At 70.3% G+C, this 25,913-nt stretch carries 16 protein-coding genes, 3 rRNA genes and 2 pseudogenes; 5 read left to right on the top strand and 16 right to left on the bottom strand.

Annotated features, from left to right (window positions below):
* The first annotated feature begins 56 nt into the window (after positions 1-56).
* A complete protein-coding gene (locus ABEB13_RS29270) occupies positions 57-404 on the top strand; it encodes an alkyl sulfatase C-terminal domain-containing protein (RefSeq protein WP_345707835.1) in 348 nt (115 codons plus the stop codon).
* 36 nt (positions 405-440) lie between these two features.
* Here ABEB13_RS29270 and ABEB13_RS29265 read toward each other — a convergent pair whose 3' ends face one another.
* Both ABEB13_RS29265 and ABEB13_RS29260 read right to left on the bottom strand, forming a co-directional pair.
* Positions 441-1,427, bottom strand: coding sequence for an HAD-IIA family hydrolase (locus tag ABEB13_RS29265; RefSeq protein WP_345709864.1), 987 nt, complete (start codon positions 1,425-1,427; stop codon positions 441-443).
* A gap of 108 nt (positions 1,428-1,535) precedes the next feature.
* Entirely contained in the window at positions 1,536-2,030 is a 495-nt protein-coding gene (locus ABEB13_RS29260) for a tetratricopeptide repeat protein (protein ID WP_345707834.1), read from the bottom strand.
* Between the two features lie 100 nt (positions 2,031-2,130).
* Between ABEB13_RS29260 and ABEB13_RS29255 the strand changes: the two genes are divergently transcribed.
* The gene (locus ABEB13_RS29255) at positions 2,131-3,495 is read left to right on the top strand and encodes a DUF1015 family protein (RefSeq protein ID WP_345707833.1); all 1,365 of its coding nucleotides are present in this window, start codon (positions 2,131-2,133) and stop codon (positions 3,493-3,495) included.
* An 86-nt stretch (positions 3,496-3,581) separates the two neighbouring features.
* Here ABEB13_RS29255 and ABEB13_RS29250 read toward each other — a convergent pair whose 3' ends face one another.
* Positions 3,582-4,487 (bottom strand): tetratricopeptide repeat protein, encoded by a 906-nt coding sequence (locus tag ABEB13_RS29250; protein ID WP_345709863.1) that lies wholly within the window; start codon positions 4,485-4,487, stop codon positions 3,582-3,584.
* Positions 4,488-4,547: 60 nt separating this feature from the next.
* Here ABEB13_RS29250 and ABEB13_RS29245 point away from each other — a divergent pair, with 60 nt between their 5' ends.
* The gene (locus tag ABEB13_RS29245; RefSeq protein ID WP_345707832.1) at positions 4,548-6,296 is read left to right on the top strand and encodes a hypothetical protein; all 1,749 of its coding nucleotides are present in this window, start codon (positions 4,548-4,550) and stop codon (positions 6,294-6,296) included.
* A 2-nt stretch (positions 6,297-6,298) separates the two neighbouring features.
* Here ABEB13_RS29245 and rrf read toward each other — a convergent pair.
* The 4 genes and pseudogenes from rrf to tyrS form a co-directional block, all read right to left on the bottom strand.
* Positions 6,299-6,414 (bottom strand): 5S ribosomal RNA (gene rrf / locus ABEB13_RS29240).
* 109 nt (positions 6,415-6,523) lie between these two features.
* Positions 6,524-9,629: ribosomal RNA gene (locus ABEB13_RS29235) — 23S ribosomal RNA — on the bottom strand.
* 282 nt (positions 9,630-9,911) lie between these two features.
* Positions 9,912-11,432: ribosomal RNA gene (locus ABEB13_RS29230) — 16S ribosomal RNA — on the bottom strand.
* Together the 16S, 23S and 5S rRNA genes form the textbook arrangement of a ribosomal RNA operon.
* A 571-nt stretch (positions 11,433-12,003) precedes the next feature.
* A pseudogene (tyrS, locus tag ABEB13_RS29225) lies at positions 12,004-13,268 on the bottom strand (tyrosine--tRNA ligase).
* Between the two features lie 286 nt (positions 13,269-13,554).
* Here tyrS and ABEB13_RS29220 point away from each other — a divergent pair.
* On the top strand, positions 13,555-14,064 hold the full coding sequence (locus tag ABEB13_RS29220; protein ID WP_100888022.1) for an HNH endonuclease: 510 nt from the start codon (positions 13,555-13,557) through the stop codon (positions 14,062-14,064).
* Between the two features lie 96 nt (positions 14,065-14,160).
* On the opposite strand, the gene ABEB13_RS29215 is transcribed toward ABEB13_RS29220, so the two are convergent.
* From ABEB13_RS29215 to ABEB13_RS29190, 6 genes are all read right to left on the bottom strand, one after another.
* The gene (locus ABEB13_RS29215; protein ID WP_345707831.1) at positions 14,161-16,323 is read right to left on the bottom strand and encodes an outer membrane protein assembly factor BamB family protein; all 2,163 of its coding nucleotides are present in this window, start codon (positions 16,321-16,323) and stop codon (positions 14,161-14,163) included.
* A 119-nt stretch (positions 16,324-16,442) separates the two neighbouring features.
* Positions 16,443-16,739 carry a 4a-hydroxytetrahydrobiopterin dehydratase gene (locus ABEB13_RS29210; RefSeq protein ID WP_100888024.1) on the bottom strand — a complete coding sequence of 99 codons (297 nt, stop codon included), beginning with the start codon at positions 16,737-16,739 and terminating at the stop codon, positions 16,443-16,445.
* Positions 16,740-16,921: 182 nt separating this feature from the next.
* Positions 16,922-17,686, bottom strand: a complete 765-nt coding sequence (locus ABEB13_RS29205; protein WP_345707830.1) for a sulfite exporter TauE/SafE family protein — start codon at positions 17,684-17,686, stop codon at positions 16,922-16,924.
* Positions 17,687-17,845: 159 nt separating this feature from the next.
* Complete coding sequence (locus ABEB13_RS29200; protein ID WP_345707829.1) at positions 17,846-18,844, bottom strand: SPFH domain-containing protein; 999 nt, start codon at positions 18,842-18,844, stop codon at positions 17,846-17,848.
* 9 nt (positions 18,845-18,853) lie between these two features.
* Entirely contained in the window at positions 18,854-19,276 is a 423-nt protein-coding gene (locus tag ABEB13_RS29195) for an NfeD family protein (RefSeq protein ID WP_100888027.1), read from the bottom strand.
* Between the two features lie 154 nt (positions 19,277-19,430).
* On the bottom strand, positions 19,431-20,222 hold the full coding sequence (locus tag ABEB13_RS29190) for an ABC transporter ATP-binding protein (protein WP_100888028.1): 792 nt from the start codon (positions 20,220-20,222) through the stop codon (positions 19,431-19,433).
* 202 nt (positions 20,223-20,424) lie between these two features.
* Here ABEB13_RS29190 and ABEB13_RS29185 point away from each other — a divergent pair.
* Positions 20,425-21,221 (top strand): annotated as a pseudogene (locus ABEB13_RS29185) (hypothetical protein).
* Between the two features lie 15 nt (positions 21,222-21,236).
* Here the strand turns inward: ABEB13_RS29185 and ABEB13_RS29180 are convergent.
* The 3 genes from ABEB13_RS29180 to ABEB13_RS29170 all read right to left on the bottom strand — a co-directional run bounded on the left by ABEB13_RS29180 (position 21,237) and on the right by ABEB13_RS29170 (position 25,730).
* On the bottom strand, positions 21,237-21,884 hold the full coding sequence (locus tag ABEB13_RS29180; protein ID WP_100888030.1) for a response regulator: 648 nt from the start codon (positions 21,882-21,884) through the stop codon (positions 21,237-21,239).
* Positions 21,877-23,028 (bottom strand): GAF domain-containing sensor histidine kinase, encoded by a 1,152-nt coding sequence (locus ABEB13_RS29175; protein WP_345707828.1) that lies wholly within the window; start codon positions 23,026-23,028, stop codon positions 21,877-21,879. Before ABEB13_RS29175 ends, ABEB13_RS29180 begins: the two co-directional genes overlap by 8 nt.
* A gap of 152 nt (positions 23,029-23,180) precedes the next feature.
* Complete coding sequence (locus tag ABEB13_RS29170) at positions 23,181-25,730, bottom strand: FHA domain-containing protein (protein WP_345707827.1); 2,550 nt, start codon at positions 25,728-25,730, stop codon at positions 23,181-23,183.
* Between the last annotated feature and the right edge of the window lie 183 nt (positions 25,731-25,913).

Genomic DNA, 25,913 nt, shown 5'->3' with positions numbered 1-25,913 from the left:
GTTAGCGTGGGCGTCCGGCCGACCGGCGCCGAAGGACCGACGGGAGCACCACCGCGATGGCCAGCACGGACGAGTGCCGCGAGGCGCTGGAGCAGCTCAGCCGCAACATGGCCCGGTCGGACGGCGACGTCCGGAAGGCCGCGGCCCTCGACCGCTCGCTCAGCTGCCACCTCACCGACCTCGGCCTCACGTTCACCGGCCGCCTGCGGGACGGCCGGATCGCCGACGTCGTGGAGCGCCCCGGCCCGCCCGCCGAGAAGGCCGACATCCGGCTCACCATGACCGGCGACGACCTCGTCGCCCTGGTCGGCGGGCACCTCAACTTCGCCTCTGCCTGGGCGGCCGGACGGGTCCGCCTGGAGGCCGGGATCCGCGACCTGCTGCGACTGCGCACCCTGCTCTGACGGAGCGGCCCCGGGCGGATGCCCGGGGCCGGCCGGTCAGAACCCGAGCTCGGCGAGCGCCTTCCGGCCGTCCACGGGCCGCCCGCCGTCCGCCGCGTCGAGCGCCGTCCAGGCAGCCGCGCAGAGCGCCCGCAGCCCGTCGTAGCGATCCCCCGTCCCGGACAGTTGCAGCACGCCGTCGGCCGCCCGGGCCGTCCAGCCGCCGCACCCGAAGCCGTCCCCGGCCGCCGACACCTCCGGCTGCCCGGTGAGCAGTCCGCGCAGGTCCGCCGCGAGATAGGTCGGACGGTGGTGCGCAGGCGCGGACAGCAGCTGGGCCGGGGTGGTGACCCCGGTGAACACCAGCAGGCTGTCGACGCCCCCGTTGTAGGCGCCCTCGATGTCGGTGTCCAGGCGGTCGCCGACCACCAGCGGCCGCTTCGCCCCCGTCCGGATCACCGTCTCACGGTGCATCGGCGGCAGCGGCTTGCCCGCGACCTCCGGCTCGGCACCGGTGGCCGTCCGCACCGCCGCCACCAGCGAACCGTTGCCCGGCGCGATGCCCCGGCCGGTCGGCACCGTCAGATCGGTGTTGGAGGCCACCCACGGCAGCCCCGCCGCCACCGCGTACGAGGCCTCCGCCAGGTGCTGCCAGCCCACCGACGGATCGAAGCCCTGCACCACGGCGACCGGGTGCTCCGCCATCGACCGCACGGCGACCAGGCCCCGCTCGGCCAGCGCCTCCTCCAGGCCCGCACCGCCCACGACCAGGACCTTCGACCCGGCCGGGACCTTCTCGGCGAGCAGCCGGGCGGCCGCCTGCGCCGAGTTGATCACATCCGACGCCTCGGCCGGCACACCCAGCTCGGTCAGGTGCGCCGCCACCGCCCGCGGCGGCCGCGAGGCGTTGTTGGTGACGTAGGCGAGCCGCATCCCGGCCGAACGGGCCGCCTCCAGCGACTCCACCGCGTGCTCCACAGCGTCCGGACCGGCGTACACCACGCCGTCCAGGTCCAGCAGCGCGGTGTCGTACTCCTCGGTCAGCGGGCGCGCGCAGCCCCGGGTACGGTGCGGTCGCGGCCGGTCGGGGTGTCCGTCATCGCGTGCTGTTCCTCCTCGTCCTGGCCGCCCGCGGTCACGGCCGGCACGTCGTCAGGGCCGGCCGGCCGGATCCTCCGGCGGAGCCAGGTAGCCCGGCGCACCCGGCTGGAGCGGCCCGAAGGCGCCCGCACGCGCGGCCCGCGTCGCCCGGGTCTGCCGCAGCGCCGCCCGGTAGTGCGCGTTGTCCGGCCGCATCGCGACCGCCAGCGCCAGGTGCTCGGCCGACGACTCGAAGTCGCCGAGCCGGGCCGCCGCCACGCCCCATCCGAACTGAGCGTAGTCGTCCGACGGATCGGCCAGCGCCACGGCCCTGAAGTTCTCCAGCGCGGCCGCGTAGGAGCCCGCGTCGAACTGCGCCCGCGCCAGCGCCTCCCGGATCGACCGGGACAGCGGTTCGGCCTCCGCCGCCCGCGCCAGCAACTGCACCGCAGCGGCCGGGTGCCGCTCGTCCAGCAGTTGCACCCCGCGCCGGAACCAGTCGTACACCTCGCCGTCGGGCGCCCCCGCACCCCCGGTCCCGTCCAGCCGTTCCTGTCCGCTGCCCATCGCCCACCTCGTTCCCGCCACAGCCCGATCCGGTGACGGCACCGAACGCCGCGTCTGTGTTCGATCTCCCAACACCCGCCACGCGATTAACATGCCCAGAATGAGTGCACCCAGTGCAGACAGCGGAGCCGAGGCTCCGGCGGGCGGCCCCGGCGATCCCGGGCACGTCGCGACCGCAGGCCTGTCCCTGTCCCCCTTCCGCGGTCTGCGGTACGTCCCCGACCGGGTCGGTACCCTCGCCGCCGTCACGTCCCCGCCGTACGACGTCGTCGACCCCGGCCGCCGGCTGGACCTGGAGACCGCCGACCCGTACAACGTCGTCCGCCTCACCCTGCCCCGCCCCGAACCGGAGGACAGCGGCGACCGGCCCGACCGTGACACCCGCTACCGGCACGCCGCCCGGCTCCTCGCCCAGTGGCAGGCACAGGGAGTCCTCGCCCCCGACCCGGTGCCCGCGCTGTACGTCTACGAGCAGCGCACCCACGAGTCCGGCGGCGGCAGCGTGCAGCGCGGACTGATCGGCGCCCTGGCCGTCAGCGGCCGCGAGGCCGGCGTGGTCCTGCCGCACGAGGACGTGATGCCCCGGCCGGTCGCCGACCGGGTCGGCCTGATGCGCACCACCCGGGCCAACCTCGAACCGCTGCTGCTCACCTACCGCGGCAACGGGGGCGCCGCGGGCGTCGTCGAACGCGCGGCGGCCGGCGCGCCGCTCCTCGCGACCACCACCAGCGACGGCACCGACCACCGGCTCTGGGCCGTCACCCACCCCGCCGAGCTCGCCGAGGTCACCCGCGACCTGGCCACCTGCCGGGCACTGATCGCCGACGGCCACCACCGGTGGGAGATGTACCTGCGGCTCCAGCGCGAGCACCGGCACCTGCCGCGCAGCCCCTGGGACCGCGGCATGGTGCTGCTCGTCGACACCGCCCGCTACCCGCTGCGGGTGCGGGCCATCCACCGGGTGCTCTACCGGCTGCCGATCGCCGACGCACTCGCCGCCCTCGACCCGCACTGGCAGGTCAAGGAGGTGCCCGGACCGCTCGACACCGCGATGCAGACCCTCGCGGAGGCGAAGCGGCACGGCGGCACCGCCTTCCTGCTCACCGCCGGCGACGGCACCTACCGGCTGGTCACCGACCCCGACGAGTCGCTGATCGCCCGGACCGTCCGGACCGACCGGCCCGAGGAGTGGCGCCGGCTCGACGCGACCGTGCTGCACGAGACGCTGTTCGAGCACACCTGGCGCATCCCGGACGCCCCCGACCACATCGGCTACCTGCACACCGCCCGGGCCGCCGAGCAGGAGGCCGCCCGCAGCGGCGGCACCGCCGTCCTGCTCCACCCGGTCAAGGAGAAGGTCGTCCGCCGGCTCGCCGAGCAGGGCGTCACGATGCCCCGCAAGTCGACGTCCTTCGGCCCCAAGCCCGCCACCGGCCTGGTGCTGCGCTCGCTCCTGCTGGGCTGAACCCGACCCGGACCGGGAACGGCCGAAGGCCCGGGCCCGTGGAATCGGATTCCACGGGCCCGGGCCTTCGGCCGTTCGGAGGGGCGTCAGCCGCGCTCGTCGCGCTTCCGGTCGCCGTTCTCCTCGTACTCCTCGTCGATCTCGAGGTCGTCCTCGTCGTAGAACTCCTCGACGTCCTCGTCGTCCTCGTAGATCACGCGGTCGTCGCCGACCTCGTCCGGGGCGATCCGGCGCGCGGGAGCCTGCGGCTCCTGCGCCACGGCCTCCTCGTCGTCCTCGTCCTCGTCGTCCTCGATGTCCTCGACGTCGTCGAACCCGGCCTCGGCGCCCTCGGACTCCTCGCCGTCCGTCTCGTCCTCGTCCATGGCGTCCACGAACTCCAGGCCGTCGATCTCGGCCAGCCGCTCCGAGGCGTTGGTGGCACCGTCGGTGTCCGCCTCGGCGGCCTTCGCGAACCAGTCGCGGGCCTCCTCGCCACGACCCGCGGCGATCAGGGCGTCGGCGTAGGCGTACCGCAGGCGCGCCGTCCACGGGTGGACGGCACTCGACGCGAGCTCGGGGCTCTGCAGGGTGACGACGGCCGCGTCGAACTGCTCGAGGTCGGCGCGCGCACCGGCCGCGACCAGCCGCATCTCGACCTGGCCGGCCTTGTCCAGCTGCTTGACCTCGGGCTCGCCGGCCATCGCGATCGCCCGCTCGGGACGGCCCAGACCGCGCTCGCAGTCCGCCATGACGGGCCACAGGTCGGCCCGGCCGGTCATCCGGCGAGCAGCGCGGAACTCGGTCAGCGCCTCCGAGTAACGCTGCGTCATGTACGAGGCGAAACCGGCCGCCTCACGCACACTCGCCACACGCGACGCCAGCCGCAGGGCGACCCGGGAGTACTTGTAGGCCTCCTCCGGCTCGGTGTCGAGCAGCCGCGCCACCATCACCAGGTTGCGGGCCACGTCGTCGGCGAGCGTCTTGGGCAGGCTCTTGAGGTCCTGGCGCACATCGGCGTCGATCTCGAAGCCGGTGACCTCCTCCGGGATCGGCAGACGCTGCACCGGCTCGTGGCTGCCACGGCGGTCGTCATAGTCCCGACGGTCGTCGCGCCGGTCGTCCCGGCGGCCCTCGTAGCGCCCACCGCGGTCGCCCCGGTCACCGTAGGACGGACGCCCGCCGCGGTCACCGCGGTCGCCCCGGTCGTCACGACGGAATCCACCGCCGCCACCCCCACGCGGGCGGTCGTCGCGCCGGTCACGGTCACCGAAGGAGGGGCGGTCGCCGTACGAGGGACGGTCACCGTAGGACGGACGGTCACCCGTGCGGGGGCGGTCGCCGTAGGAGGGGCGGTCGCCGCCACGGTTGAAGTCGCCACGCGGGCGGTCGTCACGACGGCCACGGTCACCGTACGACGGACGGTCACCGGAACGGGGACGGTCACCGTAGGACGGACGGTCACCCGTGCGGGGGCGGTCACCGTACGAGGGGCGGTCGCCGCCACCACGGTAGCCACCACCGGACGGACGGTCACCCGTGCGCGGCCGGTCACCGTAGGACGGACGGTCACCCGTGCGCGGCCGGTCACCGTAGGACGGACGGTCACCGCCACGCGGGCGGTCGTCACGACGGTCACGGTCACCGTACGACGGACGGTCACCGGTACGCGGGCGGTCGCCGTAGGAGGGGCGGTCACCCGTGCGGGGGCGGTCGCCGTAGGAGGGGCGGTCGCCGCCACCACGGTAGCCACCACCGGACGGACGGTCGCCGTACGACGGACGGTCACCCGTGCGCGGCCGGTCACCGTAGGACGGACGGTCACCGCCACGCGGGCGGTCGTCACGACGGTCACGATCACCGTACGACGGACGGTCACCGGTACGCGGGCGGTCACCGTAGGAGGGGCGGTCACCGCCACGCGGGCGGTCGTCACGACGGTCACGATCACCGTACGAGGGGCGGTCGCCGCCACCACGGTAGCCACCACCGGACGGACGGTCGCCGTACGACGGACGGTCACCCGTGCGCGGCCGGTCACCGTAGGACGGACGGTCACCGCCACGCGGGCGGTCGTCACGACGGTCACGGTCGCCGTACGACGGACGGTCACCCGTGCGCGGGCGGTCACCGTAGGACGGACGGTCACCGGAACGGGGACGGTCGCCGTAGGAGGGGCGGTCGCCGCCACCACGGTAGCCGCCACCGGACGGACGGTCGCCGTACGACGGACGGTCACCCGTGCGCGGCCGGTCACCGTAGGACGGACGGTCGCCGCCACCACGGTAGCCACCACCGGACGGACGGTCGCCGCCACGCGGGCGGTCGTCACGACGGTCACGGTCACCGTACGACGGACGGTCACCCGTGCGCGGCCGGTCACCGTAGGACGGACGGTCGCCGCCACCACGGTAGCCACCACCGGACGGACGGTCGCCGTACGACGGACGGTCCCCGCCGCGGGGGCGGTCGTCGCCGCGGTCATCCCTGCGCGGGCCGCGGTCGGTCGACCAACTGCCGCGCGACCGGGGCTCGTAACCGCGGCCCTCGTCCGATCGGCGGTCCGGACGGTCCTGGGGCGGGTTCGACATCCTGGTGACTCCTGTCTGCTGCTTCGACGTCTGCCGCCGGCTGCCGTCAAGGGGCACCAGCGCCATCACATCCGGTGCCGGCCACCTGGCCGCGCACCTCTCTCCATTGTCCGGCATCCGGTTCGACCCTGCGTCTGGGCGGAACCGTCCCGGCCTGCATCCTGCACATGCTGCGAAAAAACAAAAAGGCCGCGGCCCCAGCGAATCGCTGGGGCCGCGGCCTTTGAATAATTGTTCGGCGGCGTCCTACTCTCCCACAGGGTCCCCCTGCAGTACCATCGGCGCTACGAGGCTTAGCTTCCGGGTTCGGAATGTGACCGGGCGTTTCCCTCGTGCTATGACCACCGAAACCCTATCGGGTATTCAGCGAAACACACTTTTCAGTTGATAAGTGTTTCTTGGATTCGCCGGCGATAGCTGTTCGCTACCCGGGAACCACACAGTGAACGCGAGCGTCTGAGGACAAGCCCTCGGCCTATTAGTACCGGTCAACTCCACCCATTACTGGGCTTCCATATCCGGCCTATCAACCCAGTCGTCTACTGGGAGCCTTACCCTCTCAAGGAGATGGGAGTGCTCATCTCGAAGCAGGCTTCCCGCTTAGATGCTTTCAGCGGTTATCCCTCCCGAACGTAGCCAACCAGCCATGCCCTTGGCAGGACAACTGGCACACCAGAGGTTCGTCCGTCCCGGTCCTCTCGTACTAGGGACAGCCCTTCTCAACACTCCTACGCGCACAGCGGATAGGGACCGAACTGTCTCACGACGTTCTAAACCCAGCTCGCGTACCGCTTTAATGGGCGAACAGCCCAACCCTTGGGACCTACTCCAGCCCCAGGATGCGACGAGCCGACATCGAGGTGCCAAACCATCCCGTCGATATGGACTCTTGGGGAAGATCAGCCTGTTATCCCCGGGGTACCTTTTATCCGTTGAGCGACGGCGCTTCCACAAGCCACCGCCGGATCACTAGTCCCTACTTTCGTACCTGCTCGACCCGTCAGTCTCACAGTCAAGCTCCCTTGTGCACTTACACTCAACACCTGATTGCCAACCAGGCTGAGGGAACCTTTGGGCGCCTCCGTTACTCTTTAGGAGGCAACCGCCCCAGTTAAACTACCCACCAGACACTGTCCCTGATCCGGATCACGGACCCAGGTTAGACATCCAGCACGACCAGAGTGGTATTTCAACGATGGCTCCACCATGACTGGCGTCACGGCTTCAAAGCCTCCCACCTATCCTACACAAGCCGAACCGAACACCAATATCAAGCTATAGTAAAGGTCCCGGGGTCTTTCCGTCCTGCTGCGCGAAACGAGCATCTTTACTCGTAATGCAATTTCACCGGGCCTGTGGTTGAGACAGTCGAGAAGTCGTTACGCCATTCGTGCAGGTCGGAACTTACCCGACAAGGAATTTCGCTACCTTAGGATGGTTATAGTTACCACCGCCGTTTACTGGCGCTTAAGTTCTCAGCTTCGCCACGACGAATCGTGACTAACCGGTCCCCTTAACGTTCCAGCACCGGGCAGGCGTCAGTCCGTATACATCGCCTTACGGCTTCGCACGGACCTGTGTTTTTAGTAAACAGTCGCTTCTCGCTGGTCTCTGCGGCCAACCCCAGCTCAGACAGTAAATGTCATCACCAGGACTGGCCCCCCTTCTCCCGAAGTTACGGGGGCATTTTGCCGAGTTCCTTAACCACAGTTCACCCGAACGCCTCGGTATTCTCTACCTGACCACCTGAGTCGGTTTGGGGTACGGGCCGCCATGAAACTCGCTAGAGGCTTTTCTCGACAGCATAGGATCATCCACTTCACCACAATCGGCTCGGCATCAGGTCTCAGCCTCAATGAGTGACGGATTTGCCTATCACTCGGCCTACACCCTTACCCCGGGACTACCACCGCCCGGGCTGGACTACCTTCCTGCGTCACCCCATCGCTCACCTACTACCCTGTTGGGTCACCGGCTCCACCACGTCCCTTCGTCCGAAGACTCCAGGCCGGCTTCACGGGCTTAGCATCAAGAGGTTCGACGTTGGCGCTTCAAAGCGGGTACGGGAATATCAACCCGTTGTCCATCGACTACGCCTGTCGGCCTCGCCTTAGGTCCCGACTTACCCTGGGCAGATCAGCTTGACCCAGGAACCCTTGGTCAATCGGCGCAAGAGTTTCCCACTCTTGTATCGCTACTCATGCCTGCATTCTCACTCGTGAACCGTCCACAACTGGATTCCTCCGCTGCTTCACCCGGCACACGACGCTCCCCTACCCATCCACAGCGCCGTTGGGCGTATTCTGTGAATGACACGACTTCGGTGGTGTACTTGAGCCCCGCTACATTGTCGGCGCGGAATCACTTGACCAGTGAGCTATTACGCACTCTTTCAAGGGTGGCTGCTTCTAAGCCAACCTCCTGGTTGTCTCTGCGACTCCACATCCTTTTCCACTTAGCACACGCTTAGGGACCTTAGTCGGTGTTCTGGGCTGTTTCCCTCTCGACCATGGAGCTTATCCCCCACAGTCTCACTGCCGTGCTCTCACTTACCGGCATTCGGAGTTTGGCTAAGGTCAGTAACCCGGTGAGGCCCATCGCCTATCCAGTGCTCTACCTCCGGCAAGAAACACACGACGCTGCACCTAAATGCATTTCGGGGAGAACCAGCTATCACGGAGTTTGATTGGCCTTTCACCCCTAACCACAGGTCATCCCCCAGGTTTTCAACCCTGGTGGGTTCGGTCCTCCACACGGTCTTACCCGCGCTTCAACCTGCCCATGGCTAGATCACTCCGCTTCGGGTCTTGGGCATGCAACTGTACCGCCCTATTCGGACTCGCTTTCGCTACGGCTACCCCACACGGGTTAACCTCGCTACACACCGCAAACTCGCAGGCTCATTCTTCAAAAGGCACGCAGTCACAGTCCGAAGACTGCCCCCACGGCTTGTAGGCACACGGTTTCAGGTACTATTTCACTCCGCTCCCGCGGTACTTTTCACCATTCCCTCACGGTACTATCCGCTATCGGTCACCAGGGAATATTTAGGCTTAGCGGGTGGTCCCGCCAGATTCACACGGAATTTCTCGGGCTCCGTGCTACTTGGGAGAAGCTCAAGTGAGCCGCTGATGTTTCGTCTACGGGGGTCTTACCCTCTACGCCGGACCTTTCGCATGTCCTTCGACTACACCAACGGTTTCTGACTCACCCAGCCGCCGGCAGACGACTGAAGAACTTTCCCACGACCCCTCATACGCAACCCCTGCCGGGTCTCACACGTATCAGGTTTAGCCTCATCCGGTTTCGCTCGCCACTACTCCCGGAATCACGGTTGTTTTCTCTTCCTGCGGGTACTGAGATGTTTCACTTCCCCGCGTTCCCTCCACATACCCTATGTGTTCAGGTATGGGTGACAGCCCATGACGACTGCCGGGTTTCCCCATTCGGACACCCCCGGATCAAAGCTCGGTTGACAGCTCCCCGGGGCCTATCGCGGCCTCCCACGTCCTTCATCGGTTCCTGGTGCCAAGGCATCCACCGTGCGCCCTTAAAAACTTGGCCACAGATGCTCGCGTCCACTGTGCAGTTCTCAAACAACGACCAGACACCCACCCGCGAACCGTCCGAAGACAACCCTCAAGTGAGGCCGGCATCCCAGAGGCGAACGAAAAAATCGTTCCCTCAGGACCCAACAGCGTGCCCGACCCACCAAGCGGTCCCCGCGTTCCACGCCCCCGAAGGAGCAGTACTGACAGACCCATACTCGATGTGCCGAATAGTCAACGTTCCACCCATGAGCAACCGTGCGAGACATTCGCTCGCAACCGGCCATGTGCTCCTTAGAAAGGAGGTGATCCAGCCGCACCTTCCGGTACGGCTACCTTGTTACGACTTCGTCCCAATCGCTGGTCCCACCTTCGACGGCTCCCTCCCAAGGGTTAGGCCACCGGCTTCGGGTGTTACCGACTTTCGTGACGTGACGGGCGGTGTGTACAAGGCCCGGGAACGTATTCACCGCAGCATGCTGATCTGCGATTACTAGCAACTCCAACTTCATGGGGTCGAGTTGCAGACCCCAATCCGAACTGAGACCGGCTTTTGGGATTCGCTCCGCCTCGCGGCATCGCAGCCCTTTGTACCGGCCATTGTAGCACGTGTGCAGCCCAAGACATAAGGGGCATGATGATTTGACGTCGTCCCCACCTTCCTCCGAGTTGACCCCGGCAGTCTCCTGTGAGTCCCCATCACCCCGAAAGGCATGCTGGCAACACAGAACAAGGGTTGCGCTCGTTGCGGGACTTAACCCAACATCTCACGACACGAGCTGACGACAACCATGCACCACCTGTACACCGACCACAAGGGGGCGACCATCTCTGGCCGTTTCCGGTGTATGTCAAGCCTTGGTAAGGTTCTTCGCGTTGCGTCGAATTAAGCCACATGCTCCGCTGCTTGTGCGGGCCCCCGTCAATTCCTTTGAGTTTTAGCCTTGCGGCCGTACTCCCCAGGCGGGGAACTTAATGCGTTAGCTGCGGCACCGACGACGTGGAATGTCGCCAACACCTAGTTCCCAACGTTTACGGCGTGGACTACCAGGGTATCTAATCCTGTTCGCTCCCCACGCTTTCGCTCCTCAGCGTCAGTAATGGCCCAGAGATCCGCCTTCGCCACCGGTGTTCCTCCTGATATCTGCGCATTTCACCGCTACACCAGGAATTCCGATCTCCCCTACCACACTCTAGCCTGCCCGTATCGAATGCAGACCCGGGGTTAAGCCCCGGGCTTTCACATCCGACGCGACAGGCCGCCTACGAGCTCTTTACGCCCAATAATTCCGGACAACGCTCGCACCCTACGTATTACCGCGGCTGCTGGCACGTAGTTAGCCGGTGCTTCTTCTGCAGGTACCGTCACTTGCGCTTCTTCCCTGCTGAAAGAGGTTTACAACCCGAAGGCCGTCATCCCTCACGCGGCGTCGCTGCATCAGGCTTTCGCCCATTGTGCAATATTCCCCACTGCTGCCTCCCGTAGGAGTCTGGGCCGTGTCTCAGTCCCAGTGTGGCCGGTCGCCCTCTCAGGCCGGCTACCCGTCGTCGCCTTGGTAGGCCATTACCCCACCAACAAGCTGATAGGCCGCGGGATCATCCTGCACCGCCGGAGCTTTCCACCCACCCCCATGCAGGAGCAGGTCATATCCGGTATTAGACCTCGTTTCCAAGGCTTGTCCCAGAGTGCAGGGCAGATTTCCCACGTGTTACTCACCCGTTCGCCACTGATCCACCCCGAAGGGCTTCACCGTTCGACTTGCATGTGTTAAGCACGCCGCCAGCGTTCGTCCTGAGCCAGGATCAAACTCTCCGTGAATGATTACCCGTAATCGGGTTCACACCCGCGTTGAGCGGCACGGCGGTCACCGGAATGAGGTGAACCCCGCGCACTGCGTCCTCGCTGTGTTTGTTACTTCAAAAGGAATCTCCAACCCCAGAAGATCCGGGGCCGGGGATGTCAACATATCTGGCGTTGACTTTTGGCACGCTGTTGAGTTCTCAAGGAACGGACACTTCCTTCGGACCGCCTTCCAGCGGACCCTCCGGGCGTTTCGCTCTTTCGTGTTCCCAGCTTATCAGATCCGAGCTCGTGCTCTTTCCCGACTTGCTTTCGAATCACATTGCCTTGCGGCTTTGCCTTTCGGCTTTCCCCACTCTAGCAGAGCGATTCCGTCCGCATTTCCCGCTCGATTTCTCGAATAGGTGCGCGACAGGTCGCTCATCAGAGATTTGGGGGCCGCCACCAGGTGCTCCCGGTTTCTGCGACTCGTCCAACGTTAGGGCACTCCCGGACGAGCGTCAAACACGGCGGGGCCGGATCTGGCTGGATCCGGCCCCTCACGTGCATATGCGCTGGTCAACCCAGGTGCGGTTTCAGCCTTCTGATGTCAGTTCGACACGAGCTCGACGGCTGCGAGGTTGCGCTTGCCGCGTCGCAGCACGAGCCAGCGGCCGTGCAGCAGGTCCGAGGCGGCCGGTACGGCCTCCTCATCGGTGACCTTGGCGTTGTTCAGGTAGGCGCCGCCCTCCTTGATGGTGCGGCGGGCACCGGAACGGCTCGGGGCGAGACCGACCTCGACGAGCAGGTCGACCACCGACTGCAGTTCGGAGACGGTCGCCTTGGGCACCTCGGCGAGCGCGGCGGCCAGCGTGGCCGGCTCCAGATCGGCGAGGTCGCCCTGGCCGAAAAGCGCCTTCGACGCGGCGACCGCGCGCTCGTACTGCTCGGTGCCGTGCACCAGGCCGGTGAGCTCCTCCGCCAGGGCCCGCTGGGCAAGCCTGGCGGCGGGACGCTCGGCCGTCTCGCGCTCCAGCTCCTCGATCTCCTCCCGCGAACGGAAGGAGAAGATGCGCAGGAAGGTGGAGACGTCCCGGTCGTCCGCATTCAGCCAGAACTGGTAGAAGGCGTACGGCGTGGTCAGCTCGGGGTCGAGCCAGACCGTGCCGGTCTCGGTCTTGCCGAACTTCGTGCCGTCGGCCTTGACGATCAGCGGCGTGGCGAGGGCGTGCACGGAGCGGCCCTCCGCCTTGCGGATCAGATCCGTGCCGGCGGTGAGGTTGCCCCACTGGTCGCTGCCGCCGGTCTGCAGGGTGCAGCCGTAGCGGCGGTTCAGCTCCAGGTAGTCCATGCCCTGGAGGATCTGGTAGCTGAACTCGGTGTAGCTGATGCCGGCGTCGGAGTTCAGCCGCCGCGCGACCGCCTCCTTGGCGATCATGTTGTTGACCCGGAAGTACTTGCCGACGTCACGCAACAGGCCGATGGCCGTCATCCCGGACGTCCAGTCCAGGTTGTTGACCATGCGGGCGGCGTACTCTCCTCGAAGTCCAGGAACTTCGAGATCTGGCCACGCAGGCGGTCCACCCAGCCGGCCACCGTCTCGGGGTCGTTGAGGACGCGCTCGGCGGTCGGCTTGGGGTCGCCGATCAGGCCGGTGGCACCGCCGACCAGGCCCAGCGGCAGGTTCCCGGCGAGCTGGATACGGCGCATGGTGAGGATCTGTACCAGGTTGCCGAGGTGCAGGCTGGGCGCCGTCGGGTCGAAGCCGCAATAGAACGTGACCGGGCCGTCCGCGAACGCCTTGCGCAGTGCGTCCTCGTCGGTGGACAGGGCGATCAGCCCCCGCCACCGCAGCTCGTCGACGATGTCCGTCACGGTCACGCTTCTCCTTCGGTCGCGTCCGGCGGTCCCGGAGCCCGGCTGTGGGCCCCGCGCCTGGACGACTCCAGCGTTCTAGAGAGTACGCGCTCGGCGCCAGCCGGTTTCCGTACGGTCCGCCGGGTGGACGACGCCGCTGCGCTCGGCCCCGGGACCGGGCGGACGGAAATTCCGTTGTTGGGGCGCCCGCCGACGTTCACAGTGGAGCCACCGCCGTGCGGCGGCAGTGACGGGTTCGGTCGGGCCGCCGGGGCCGCGACCGCGCAGGGAGGTGGCCGGAACGATGCGCAACACACTGGTGCTCAACGCGAGCTACGAACCACTGACGACGGTGTCGCTGCAGCGCGCCGTGGTGCTCGTCCTGCAGGACAAGGCAGTCGTGGAGCACGCGCATCCGCTGCGGATGGTGCGCGGCACCGGCGTGGCCGTCCCGGTGCCGCGGGTGATCAGGCTCAATCGCTACGTGCGGGTGCCGTTCCGACAACGCGCTCCGTGGTCCCGGCGCGGCGTGCTCGTCCGGGACCAGCACCTGTGCGCCTACTGCGGCCGCCGGGGGACCACCGTCGACCACCTCGTGCCGCGCTCCCGCGGCGGCGCGGACAGCTGGCTCAACACCGTCGCCGCCTGCTCGGAGGACAACCAGCGCAAGGCCGACCGGACACCGGAGCAGGCCGGGATGCGGTTGCTGCGGCAGCCGTTCGAGCCGACCCCGGAGGCGACCCTGATGTCCGCCCTCGGGCTGCGCGACGGCGAGCTCGCCGACCTCGCGCCCTGGCTGCCCGCCACCGCCTAGCACGGGCGGGACGGCGGGGAAGGAACGCGCGGGCCGACCCGATCGGGGGACGGGCCGGCCCGCGTCGCACCGCAGCGCGCGAAGGGCGCGCTGCGGTCAGCCCTTGGCCTGGAAGGCGGTGGCGCTGCCGAAGTTCGCCGCGTGCTCGGGGAGCACGACGACCTTGCCGGTGCCGTTGAGCACCAGGCCCGCGGAGAGCAGCGAGCCGGTGCCCTTGGGGAAGGCACCGCCCTGGGTCTCCTGGCCGCCGGTGAGCGCGAAGCGGCTGATGTGCGCGGGCTGGTCGAGCCGCTCGTCGACGGCGAGCAGCAGCCCGGTGTCGGCCTCCAGGCCGACCGCGCGGGCCTTGCGCTTCTCCGTGATGACGGTCGTCCACTGCGGCTTGCCGGTGGTGAGGTCGTAGGCGGTGACGGCCGTCGGGATGCCGCCCTCGGCCGGACCGAGCGTGGCGATCAGCGAGGTGCCGTGGAAGTAGACGGTGGGCGCGGCGTCGAAGGTGCCGCGGGAGACGTCCAGCCGGCCGGCCTGGCCGGTGACCGGGATCTCCGCGGCCGGGTCGCCGGTCGCGCCCCAGGCGAAGACCCGGTCGTCGGTGGCGTTCGCACCGGTGGTGGCGACCACCGCGGGTTCGGCCGAGAGCACCGTCACGGTCTTGGGCTGGTTGTTCAGCCCGCGCCACCACTTCAGCTTGCCGTCGGCCGCGTTGAGGGCGACGGCCTGGTCGGCGGGGGTGCTGTCGGCGCAGTTGCTGTGCAGCAGCACGGTGGCGCCGCTCGCGCCGCCGGAGAGGCTGCAGAACTTGCCCGGTCCGCCGTACTGCCACAGGTCCTTGCCGTCGGCCGCGGCCCAGGCGGACACCTTGTCGTCGCCGACCGCGATCACCTTGTCGCCGAGCACGGCGACGTGCGCGGCGTAGGCGTCCTTGGTGTCGGACAGGGTCTTCGTCCAGGCGGTCCGGCCGGTCTTGGTGTCGACGGCGGCGAGCAGGGTGCAGGGGCTCTTGGCGTCGGCGCCCGTCCGGAAGAGGGCGACGCCGAGCCCGGAGGCGCCGACGGTCGGGGAGAGCGCGCAGGGCACGGCGCCGTCCGCCGGGGCGGCGACGGACCAGCTCGGCTTGCCGTCGGCGAGGGCGTAGGCGCGGACGCCGGAACCGTCGGCGCGGACGACCGCGTCGGCGGTGACCCAGCCGCCGGCCAGGGTGTCGTCGGTGGTCGCGGGGGCCGCGGACGCGCCGGCGGCGGCCGGGGTGACCGCCCAGGCCTTGGCGTGGGCGACGTTGAAGTTGCGGGCGGCGGCGGAGTCGGAGCCGGCCACGGAGCCGCCCTTGTCGGAGCTGCCGCCGGACATGGCCAGCACGCCGGCGGTGACCAGCACGGCCAGGGCCGCGACGCCGGCGCCCGCACGGATCAGCAGGGTGCGCCGGCCCGGGGAGTGGTCGGCCGTGACGGCGGCGGCCGCTGCCGCCTTCGCCCGCTCGACGAGCGAGCGCGGTCCACCGCTCCCGGTGTCCGGGCCGTCCTGGCCGGTCCTGCCCCCGGACACGCCGCCGCCGGTCTCGACGGTCGGCGGTACCGGCGCGGACGGCGGGAAGCCGGTGCCGGAGGTGTCCGGATGCCCTTCGGCGGCCGGCTGGTACGGCTCGTAGGCGGTGTACCCGGAGTCGGTGCCGGTCGGCGCGTAGAGCTGGTCCGGCTGATGGGGCTGGTAGGACTGGTCCGGCCGGTACGCCTGTTGATCCGTCCCGCCCGTGCCGTAGCCGGCGTACGGGTCGGCGGGGGCGTAATGGCTCGTGGGGGCGTAACCGTCCGTGGCGGTGTATCCGTCCGTGGGCGCGTAGCCCTCGGTCGGCGCGTAGGCCTCACCGGTCGGGTAGGCCCCGGCCGGCGCGTAGGCGTTGCCGGACTCGTAGCCGCCGGTCGCGTAGGGGTCGGCGGCGGGCCCGCCGTAGGCGCCGCCCGGCGCGTACGGGTCGCCGGCAGGCTGGGCCGGCGTCTGACCGCCCGCGTAGTAGTCGGCGTAGCCCGCAGCGCTGTGGCCCTGGGCCCAGCCGGCGTCCGGCTGGGGCTGCCAGGCCTGCTGCTGGTCGGCGCCGGCCGGGTAGGCCTGCCCGCCCGCCGTCCCCCAGGGGTCGGCCGGCTGCTGGTCCGGCTGCTGCGGGTACCACGCCTGCTGCTGGTGGTCGTAGCCGCTGGGCTGCTGCCCGGTGGCGTCGCCGTGCGGATGCCCCTGGTCGAAGGTCCGGGGAGGGTCCTGAGCCATACGTTCCGTCCGTCCCGACTGCTGCTGCAAACCGCCAGCATCTCATGGCGCCGGCCGGCCCTTCGGGGAACGGGTGGGCGGGCGCCCGGCGGTGGAGCCGACGGGGGCTCAGGACGGGGTCAGGAAACGGTCCGCAGCATCTCGTCGATCCTGGCCGCGAGGGCGGTGTCCAGGCCGGTCAGTCCGCCGGCGCTGTGGGTGGAGAGGACGAACCGCAGGGTGCGCCAGCGGATGTCGATGTCGGGGTGGTGGTCGAGCTCCTCGGCGGCCACGGCGACGGTGTCGACGACCCGGATCGCGGTGGGGAAGCTCGCGGTCTCCGCGGTGCGGACGATCGATTCGCCCTCGCGGTGCCAGGCCGGCAGGGCGGCCAGGGCGGCGGTGATCTCGTCCTCGGTCAGCCGGGTTCGGCTCATCGGTCAGCTCTCCCTGGGTCGGCGGTGGCCCGGTGGGTCCGGGCGCAGCGGCGCTCCCTGGAGCATAGGAAGGTGATCGCCGGAAAGGCGGCCGACACCGCGCGCCCGCGGGTCGCATCTGCGCGGTCGGCGGTCGGGGACGGTCGTGCGGGCCGTGCGGGCCGTGCGGGCCGTGCGGGCCGTCAGCCGAGCAGCAGCCGGGTGACGGCGGCCAGGCCGACCACCACGATCGCGGAGCGCAGGACGGGCGGCGGCAGCCGGCGGCCGAGCCGGGCGCCGAGCTGGCCCCCGGCCACCGAGCCGACGGCGATCAGCATCACGGCCGTCCAGTCGATGTCGGCGACGAAGAGGAAGAAGACGGCGGCGACGCCGTTGACGATCACGGCGAGCACGTTCTTGGTGGCGTTGATCCGCTGCATGTCGTCCTGGAGCAGCATGCCCATCAGGGCGAGCAGCAGGACGCCCTGGGCGGCGCCGAAGTAGCCGCCGTAGACGCCGGCCAGCAGGACCCCGGCGAACAGCAGCGGGCCGGCCTCGGGCGCGGGGCCGTCGGTGGCGCGGCGGCGGGCGGCCATGGCGCGGGCGACCCGGGGCTGGAGGACGACGAGGACGAGCGCGAGCAGGATGAGCACGGGGACGATGGCGCCGAACGCCTTGCCGGGCAGCACGACGAGCAGCCAGGCGCCGAGCAGTCCGCCGATCAGCGAGCCGGTGCCGAGGCGGAGCAGGCGGCGGCGCTGGCCCGCGAGTTCGCGGCGGTAGCCGATGGCGCCGGAGATCGAGCCCGGGACGAGGCCGAGGGTGTTCGAGACGTTGGCGGTGACCGGCGGCAGGCCGAGGGCGAGCAGCACCGGGAAGGTGATGAGCGTGCCGGAGCCGACGATGGTGTTGATGGTGCCGGCGGCGACGCCTGCCAGCAGGACCGCGAGGCCCTCCCAGACCGTCATGAGTCATTCCCTCCCGTGAACCTGTCGAGAGGATCATGCAGGGCACGGCGGGCCGGGGGCCAGTCCGGTCCGCGATCCGGAACGGCCGAGGGCCCGTTCCGTGGCGGAACGGGCCCTCGTGGGTCCGGCGGCGCCGGTGTCGGCGCCGGCCGGCAGGTCTCACTCGGGGTCGATCTTCGGGTACTCGCGAGTGGGCTCGACCCGCGGACGGGCGGTCGACTTGTTCGCGGTGTCGACCGGGCGCGGGACGCTCGGCCCGGATCCGTTGCCGTTGCCGTTGCCGTTTCCGGCGATGCCGCTGAAGGCCCCGCCGAGGCCCTTGAGCGCGTCACCGACCTCGCTGGGGATGATCCACAGCTTGTTGGAGTCGCCCTGGGCGAGCTGCGGCAGGGTCTGCAGGTACTGGTAGGCGAGCAGCTTCTGGTCGGCGTCGCCGTCGTGGATCGCCTCGAAGACCGTCCGGATCGCGGCGGCCTCACCGTCGGCCTTCAGCACCGCGGCCTGCGCCTCTCCCTCGGCCTGCAGGACAGCGGCCTGCTTCTCGCCCTCGGCGCGCAGGATCTGGGCCTGCCGGGCGCCTTCGGCGGTGAGGATCGCGGCGCGCTTGTCGCGGTCGGCGCGCATCTGCTTCTCCATCGAGTCCTGGATGGAGGTCGGCGGCTCGATCGCCTTCAGCTCGACGCGGTTGACGCGGATGCCCCACCGGCCGGTGGCCTCGTCCAGGACGCCGCGCAGGCCAGCGTTGATGACCTCGCGGGAGGTCAGGGTGGACTCCAGGTCCATCGAGCCGATGATGTTGCGCAGCGTCGTGACGGTGAGCTGCTCGATCGCCTGGATGTAGCTGGCGACCTCGTAGGTGGCGGCGCGCGGGTCGGTCACCTGGTAGTAGATGACGGTGTCGATGTTGACGACGAGGTTGTCCGAGGTGATGACCGGCTGCGGCGGGAACGGCACGACCTGCTCGCGCAGGTCGATCCGGTTGCGGATGGTGTCGATGAACGGCACCACGATGTTGAGGCCCGCGCTCAGGGTGCGGGTGTAGCGGCCGAAGCGCTCGACGATCGCCGCGCTGGCCTGCGGGATCACCTGAATCGTCTTGATCAGCGCGATGAAGGCCACCACGACCAGGACGACCAGCACGATGAGGACGGGTTCCACGTTTCTCCCCTAGACGACCAGGGCGGTGGCGCCCTGGATTTCGACGACGTCGACCTGCTGCCCCGGCTCGTAGACACGGCCGGGGTCGAGCGCCCGGGCCGACCAGATCTCGCCGTTGAGCTTGATCCGGCCGCCCTCCCCGTCGACCTTCTCCTGTACGAGCGCGCTCGCGCCCACCAGCGCCTCGACGCCGGTACGGATCTGCGGACCCTTCTGCAACTGGCGGTAGGCGATGGGCCGGACGAACACCAGCAGGGCGACCGACACCCCGACGAAGACCAGGAACTGCGCCACCACGCCGGCGCCGAGCGCCGCCGTCGCCGCGGCCGCGCCGGCGCCCACCGAGAACATGGCGAACTCGGGCATCGCGGTGATCACCAGCGGTATGCCGAGGCCGACGGCGGCCAGGAGCCACCAGATCCAGCTGTCCACGGAGCCATCCTAGGGAGGGGAACGCCTGTGACGCGTAGCTTCCCGCAGGTGGAGGGACGGAAACCGGTCGTGCGTGCGGTCGCCCCCGGGTTCAGTGGAGTTCAGTGGTTCAGGCCGCCGGCCAGGCCGGCGGCCCGAGGGTGCCGACGGCGGGTCAGCCGAGCGGCAGGCCCTGCGCGGACCAGCGGTCGCCGTGCCGCTCCAGGGTCAGCGGCAGGCCGAAGCAGAGCGACAGGTTGCGGGCGGTCAGCTCGGTGTCGATCGGACCGGCGGTCAGCACCTTGCCCTGACGGATCATCAGCACGTGGGTGAAGCCGGGCGCGATCTCCTCGACGTGGTGGGTGACCATCGCCATCGACGGCGCGTACGGGTCCTGGGCGAGCGCGCCGAGGCGGCGGACGAGGTCCTCGCGGCCGCCGAGGTCCAGGCCGGCCGCGGGCTCGTCGAGCAGCAGCAGCTCGGGGTCGGTCATCAGCGCGCGGGCGATCAGCGTCCGCTTGCGCTCGCCCTCGGAGAGGGTGCCGAACCGGCGGGTGGTGTAGCCGGCCATGCCCATCCGGTCGAGCAGGGCGAGCGCCCGGGTCTCGTCGCTGACGTCGTACTGCTCGTGCCAGGTGGCGGTCATGCCCCAGGCGGCGGTGAGCACCGTCTGCAGGACGGTCTGCTCGCCGGGCAGCTTGTCGAACATCGCGGCGCTGGCGAGGCCGATCCGGGCCCGGAGCTCGAAGACGTCCACCGAACCGAGCTTCTCGCCCAGGACGGCGGTGGTGCCGGAGGTCGGGAAGAGGTAGGTGGAGGCGACCTGGAGCAGGGTCGTCTTACCGGCGCCGTTCGGGCCCAGGATCACCCAGCGCTCGCCCTCGGCGACCGACCAGGAGACCTGGTCGATCAGCGCGCGCCCCTCCCGGACCACGGATACGTCCACCAGCTCCAGCACGTCGCTCATGCCTACGCCTTCCCCAATGCAGATTTCGGCCGTCCGAGGTCCGGCGGCATCGGGTCCTCGGGGTGCGGTCCACTCGTGTCGACTAGTCGGTGCGCGCGGGGCAGCGTACTCCGCCGGTCGGGTGGGGCGGGGACGGGGTGCACCGCGGCACAGAGGCAAACCTACGCCACGCGGATGGCCGCGCAGTCCGTAGGCTGGCGGGATGCTCGCCACACCCGACGACAATCCGTTCCAGGAGCCGCGGTCGGCACGGCTCACCGCATGGGGCAACGCCCTGCTGGCCGGGGCCGCCCCGCCGGACGACGTGGTCACCGCCGTGCTCGGCGACGACGAACCGCACCGGGTCACCGGGCTGCCCGGCGACGCCGACGGCGACCTGCACGGCCTCAGCTGGGCGCTCGGCCGGCTCCGGGTCCTGGGCGTCCAGGGCCTGCGGCTGGCGCTGCCGACCGCCGGGCACCCGCTCGGGCTGACCGGCCCGGCCCCGTTCAACGCGGCGGCGCTCGCCGCCGGCGAGGCCGTGCTCGCGGTCGGGGCGCCGATCGGCTTCGTCCCCGAGGTGACGGTGCACGGGCCCGCCGGGGACCGGACGGCCACCGTGCTGTGGCGCTGCGCCACCGTGAACGACGGGCCGCCCGCGGACGTCCCCTCGCTGCACGAGGCCGAGTTCGAACTCGCCGACGGCCTGCGGGAGGCCACCGCGCTGCTCACCCGGCTGGACGTCGCCGGGGCCGGCCCGGAGGCGCTGCGGGCGCTGGAGACGTACCGCCGGCGCGGCCATGCCGAGCTGCTGGCGCCCGGCTACCCGCCGCGGGCGGTGCGGGTGCTGCAGTCGGCGCAGCAGGTCGCCGCGCTGCTGGCGATCGCCTCCGGTGGGCACGGCGCGGCCGTCTCCGCCTCCGAGATGGCCGCCCGGCGTGACGTGCTCGCCCCCTCGGGCGGACGGCCCGCAGGGCGCAGGTGGCCGCCTACAACGCGCTGGTGGACGAGTCCCGCTGATCCCCGCCGAGCCCGTCAGCCCTCGCCGTTGCGGACGGCCCACAGGGCCGCCTGGGTGCGGTCGGCGAGGTCGAGCTTCATCAGGATGTTCGACACGTGCGTCTTCACCGTCTTCTCCGACAGGTGGAGCGTGCGGGCGATCTCGCGGTTGGACCGGCCGTCGGCGATGTGGCCGAGCACCTCGCGCTCGCGCTCGGTGAGGCTGCCGCCGCGTCCCTGGGCCGGGCGCGGGCCGTCGTCGGACAGCAGCGCCGCGGCGAGCTCGGGCTGGAGCAGCACGTGCCCTGCATGGACGGAGCGGATGGCACCGGCGAGCGCCTCCGGGTCGACGTCCTTGTAGACGTACCCGGCGGCGCCGGCCCGCAGCGCGGGGACGACGGTGCGGTGCTCGGTGAAGCTGGTGACGATCAGGATCCGGGCCGGGCTGCCCTCCTCCTTGAGCGTCCGCAGCGCCTCGATGCCGTCGACGCCGGGCATCTTGAGGTCCATCAGGACGACGTCGGGGTGCAGTTCGCGGGCCCGCTCCACGCCCTCGGCGCCGTCGGCGGCCTCGCCGACCACGACGATGTCGTCCTGCACCTCCAGGAAGGTGCGCAGGCCGCGCCGGACGACCTGGTGGTCGTCGACCAGCAGGACGCGGATCGGTGATGCGGCGTCAGGCACCGGGGACCTCCATCTCGACGACCGTCCCGCTGCCGGGGGCGGATTCCAGCGTGAGGGTGCCGCCGACGGCGGCGGCACGGTCGCGCATCGACACCAGGCCGAGGTGGCGGCCGGCCCGGCGGACGGAGTCCGGGTCGAAGCCGTGCCCGTCGTCGGCCACCCGCAGCACCGCGCCGCGCGCCGGGGTGCCGGTGAGGGTGACCCGGACGGAGCCCGCCCCGGAGTGCCGCAGCGCGTTGTGCAGCGCCTCCTGGGCGACGCGGAGCACGGCGGCCTCCTGGGCGGCGGGCAGCGCCCGGACCTGCCGGGCCTCGAAGGCGACGGTGGCGGTGTGGGCGCGGTCGAGCACCTGGGCCTGCGAGGCGAGGGTGGCGGTCAGGCCGTCCTCCTCCAGGGCGGCGGGGCGGAGCTCCACGACGACGGCGCGCAGTTCGTCGGCGGCCTCGGCGGCGAGCCTGGCGACCTCGGCGAGTTCGGCGCGGGCCCTGCCCGGGTCGCGGTCGACGAGGGTGGCGGCGGCCTGGGCGGTGAGGCGCAGCGAGAAGAGCTTCTGCGACACGGCGTCGTGCAGGTCGTGCGCGATCCGGGCGCGTTCGCCGGCCAGGGTGAGTTCGCGGCTGCGCTCGTACAGGCGGGCGTTGGAGAGGGCGATCGCGGCGTGGGCGGCGAGGATGCGCAGGAGCTCCTCGTCGTGGGCGGTGAAGCCGCCGGCCTTGTTGGCGAGGAAGACCGCGCCGAGGATCTCGGTGCCGTCGACGATCGGCATGCCGAGGAAGTCGGTCATGTCGGGGTGCGCGGCGGGCCAGCCCTCGAAGGCGGGCGCCCGGCGGACGTCGGCGAGGCGGGTGGGGGCCGGGTCGTGGAGCATGGTGGCGAGGACGCCGTGCTGGCGGGGCAGCGGGCCGATCGCCTTCCACTGCTCGTCGCTGACGCCGTCCACCACGAACTGGGCGAAGCCGCCGTGGTCGTCGGGCACGCCGAGGGCGGCGTACTCGGCGCCGAGCAGGCTGCGGGCGGAGGCGGTGATCCGCCGCAGCACCTCGCGGACCTCCAGGTGGCCGCTCATCGCGAGCACGGCGGTGCTGATCGCCTCGATCCCGCCCAGGCAGGGGTCGCAGGCCGGGACGGCTTCCTCGGACGGCATGCCCCCACGCTACCGCCGCCCGCGCGGGCCGGTCATGAGGCGGCGGGCGTAGGTCCGGGGGTGTACGCCGACGGGCGGCACTCCCCCGCGGTGGGGGTGTGCCGCCCGTCGGGGCGGTGCAGGCGCGGCGGTGCGCTGCGGTGCGGTGGGGGTCAGCCCTTCTGCATGACCTCGGGCTCGTGGCGGCGCAGGAGGCGCTGGACGAGCAGGGCGAGGCCGGTGGAGATCACGAGCAGGACGACCCAGTTGAGGATCAGGTGGCCCGCGGTGTGGTCCCACAGCGGGTCGACGATCGGCTTGGGCGGGCGGGTCTCGGTGAAGCTGACGGCCGAGGTGTGGGCCAGGTCGAGGGTGTTGCCGCTCGCGGCGAGGCCCCAGCGGCCGGGCATCAGCCAGGCGAACTGCTCCAGGCCGGGCTTGTCGAAGACCTGGAAGATCGCGCCGGTGAAGACCATCTGGACGATGGCGAACATGACCAGCAGCGGCATGGTCTTCTCGGCGGTCTTGACCAGGGCCGAGATGGTGAGGCCGACCAGCATGGAGGTGAAGCTGAGCAGGATCACGCCGATCGCCATCTCGGCGGCCGGCATGTGCTTGAGCAGCACGCCCTCGGCGGGCAGGGTGCGGGTCTTGAAGGCGATCGCCGAGATGACGCCGCCCTGGACGAAGCTGACCAGGCCGAGCACGACGACCTTGGAGACCAGGTAGGCGGAGCGGGACAGGCCGGTGGCGCGTTCCCGTTCGTAGATCGCCCGTTCCTTGATGAGTTCACGCACCGAGTTGGCGGAGCCGGAGAGGCAGGCCCCGAAGGCCACCACCAGCAGGATCATCTTGGCGACGTCGTTGCGTCCGGAGGCGGCGCAGGCGGCCAGTCCGCAGTGGTCGGGGATCAGCACCGACACCCCGCCGAGGACGAGCGGCAGGATCAGCGACAGCAGCATGAAGCCCTTGTCGGATCCGATCACCGCGAGGTAGCGGCGGATCAGTGTCCACAGCTGGGAGCCCCAGCTCTGCGGCTTCGGCGGGCGCGCCTGGGCGATCGGCACGCTCGGGGTGGCGTGCGCGGCGGGCGCGTCCACGTCGGCCGAGTACTGCCGGTAGTGGACGGAGCCCTTGTAGCGGCCGGCCCAGTCGTGGTCCGGGTAGTTCTCGAAGGCCTGGAAGACGTCGGCCCAGGTCTCGTAGCCGAAGAAGTGCAGGGCCTCGGACGGCGGGCCGAAGTAGGCCACCGAGCCGCCGGGGGCCATCACCAGCAACCGGTCGCAGAGCGCGAGTTCGGCAACCGAGTGGGTGACCACGAGGACGGTGCGGCCGTCGTTGGCCAGGCCACGCAGGGTCTGCATGACCTCGCGGTCCATGCCCGGGTCGAGGCCGGAGGTGGGCTCGTCCAGGAAGATCAGCGAGGGCTTGGTGAGCAGCTCCAGGGCGACCGAGACGCGCTTCTGCTGGCCGCCGGAGAGGGCGGTGATCCGGTTGTCCGCGCGCTTGTCCAGGCGCAGTTCGTACAGCACCTCGTCGATCCGGCGCTCGCGCTCGGCGGGCTCGGTGTCGCCGGGGAAGCGCAGCCGGGCGGCGTACTTGAGGCCGCTGCGGACGGTGAGCTCCTTGTGCAGGATCTCCGACTGCGGCACGAGGCCGATGCGGGAGCGGAGCTCGGCGAACTGCCGGTACAGGTTGTGGTTGTCGTACAGCACCTCGCCGCGGTCGGCCGGGCGGTAGCCGGTGAGGGCGCGCAGCAGGGTGGACTTGCCGGAGCCGGACGGGCCGATGACGGCGACCAGGGACTTCTCCGGGACGGAGAAGGAGACATCGTTCAGCAGGACCTTCTTGCCGCCCTTGAAGTCGACCTCGACGGTCAGGTGGCGGGCGGAGAAGGTGACCTCGCCGGTGTCGACGAACTCCTGGAGCTGGTCGCCGACCAGCACGAAGCTGGAGTGGCCGACCGTCAGGCGGTCCTGCGGGCCCATCAGCTGGCGCTGGACGGGCTGGCCGTTGAGGAAGATGCCGTTGTGGCTGCCGAGGTCGACGATCTCCCAGCGGCCGTCGGCGAGCTGCCGCAGCTCCGCGTGGTGGCGGGAGACCTGGAGGTCGGAGACGACGATGTCGTTGTCGAGGGCCCGGCCGATCCGGATGGTGCGCATGCTCGCGGTGAGGCTGCGGACCATGGTGGGGTTGCCGAGGCCGGTGGCGGCCGGTGCCTGCTGCGGCGGGACCTGGGCGGCCTGCTGCGGGTAGCCCTGCTGCGGCACGGCGGGCTGCGGCGCGGGGGTGTCCCAGGACTGGTGGACGGGCGGCTGCGGGTGGTCGGCCGGCGGCTGCTGCGGGGTCCACGGCTGCGCGGCGGCGGGCGGCGGGGCGGCCCGGCTGGTCACGGCCTCGTGCACGCCGACGGGCTGCGCGGGGGCCGCGACGGGGGCGGAGAACGCGAGCCGGGGGCCGTTCTCGCCATTGCCGAGGTTGACCACGGTGCCCGGGAACAGCGGGACGTGCTGGGTGCGGGCGCCGCCGGCGAACGTGCCGTTGGTCGAGCCGTGGTCGGCCAGCTGCCAGGAGGCCCCGTCGAAGGAGATGGTGGCGTGTCGCCAGGAGACCCTGGCGTCCTCGAACGGGAAGTCCGAGGACGGGTCCCGTCCGATGGTGTACGCGCGGCCGGGCTCCAGGACCCGCTGCTGCCCGTTGATGTCCAGTACGAGTTGCGGCACTGTCGGCCCGCCCCGCTCTCTCGGTCCCCCGATTGGCTCCCCGCCGGGGAGTTGCGCCTGTGATCTGACGGGGGAATCATTCCAGCCCCGCCGCCCTACCTGAAAGTCACCTCCGGCGGTTGTGACCGGTCGGCGACGAAACCAGGGCCCGGTCGTGGTCGTCCCACCGTGCGGACGCCGGAC

This window comes from Kitasatospora paranensis (genome assembly GCF_039544005.1).
Lineage (GTDB): Bacteria > Actinomycetota > Actinomycetes > Streptomycetales > Streptomycetaceae > Kitasatospora > Kitasatospora paranensis.
This window is presented reverse-complemented; position numbering and strand designations above follow the sequence as displayed.

Bases quoted from the DNA above. Each gene is read 5' to 3' on its own strand.
- ABEB13_RS29175 (WP_345707828.1), bottom strand. From the start codon at position 23,028: ATGCCGTCCGAGGAAGCCGTCCCGGCCTGCGACCCCTGCCTGGGCGGG.
- ABEB13_RS29270 (WP_345707835.1), top strand. From the start codon at position 57: ATGGCCAGCACGGACGAGTGCCGCGAGGCGCTGGAGCAGCTCAGCCGC.
- ABEB13_RS29190 (WP_100888028.1), bottom strand. From the start codon at position 20,222: ATGAGCGACGTGCTGGAGCTGGTGGACGTATCCGTGGTCCGGGAGGGG.
- ABEB13_RS29210 (WP_100888024.1), bottom strand. From the start codon at position 16,739: ATGAGCCGAACCCGGCTGACCGAGGACGAGATCACCGCCGCCCTGGCC.
- ABEB13_RS29260 (WP_345707834.1), bottom strand. From the start codon at position 2,030: ATGGGCAGCGGACAGGAACGGCTGGACGGGACCGGGGGTGCGGGGGCG.
- ABEB13_RS29215 (WP_345707831.1), bottom strand. From the start codon at position 16,323: ATGGCTCAGGACCCTCCCCGGACCTTCGACCAGGGGCATCCGCACGGC.
- ABEB13_RS29255 (WP_345707833.1), top strand. From the start codon at position 2,131: ATGAGTGCACCCAGTGCAGACAGCGGAGCCGAGGCTCCGGCGGGCGGC.
- ABEB13_RS29205 (WP_345707830.1), bottom strand. From the start codon at position 17,686: ATGACGGTCTGGGAGGGCCTCGCGGTCCTGCTGGCAGGCGTCGCCGCC.
- ABEB13_RS29220 (WP_100888022.1), top strand. From the start codon at position 13,555: ATGCGCAACACACTGGTGCTCAACGCGAGCTACGAACCACTGACGACG.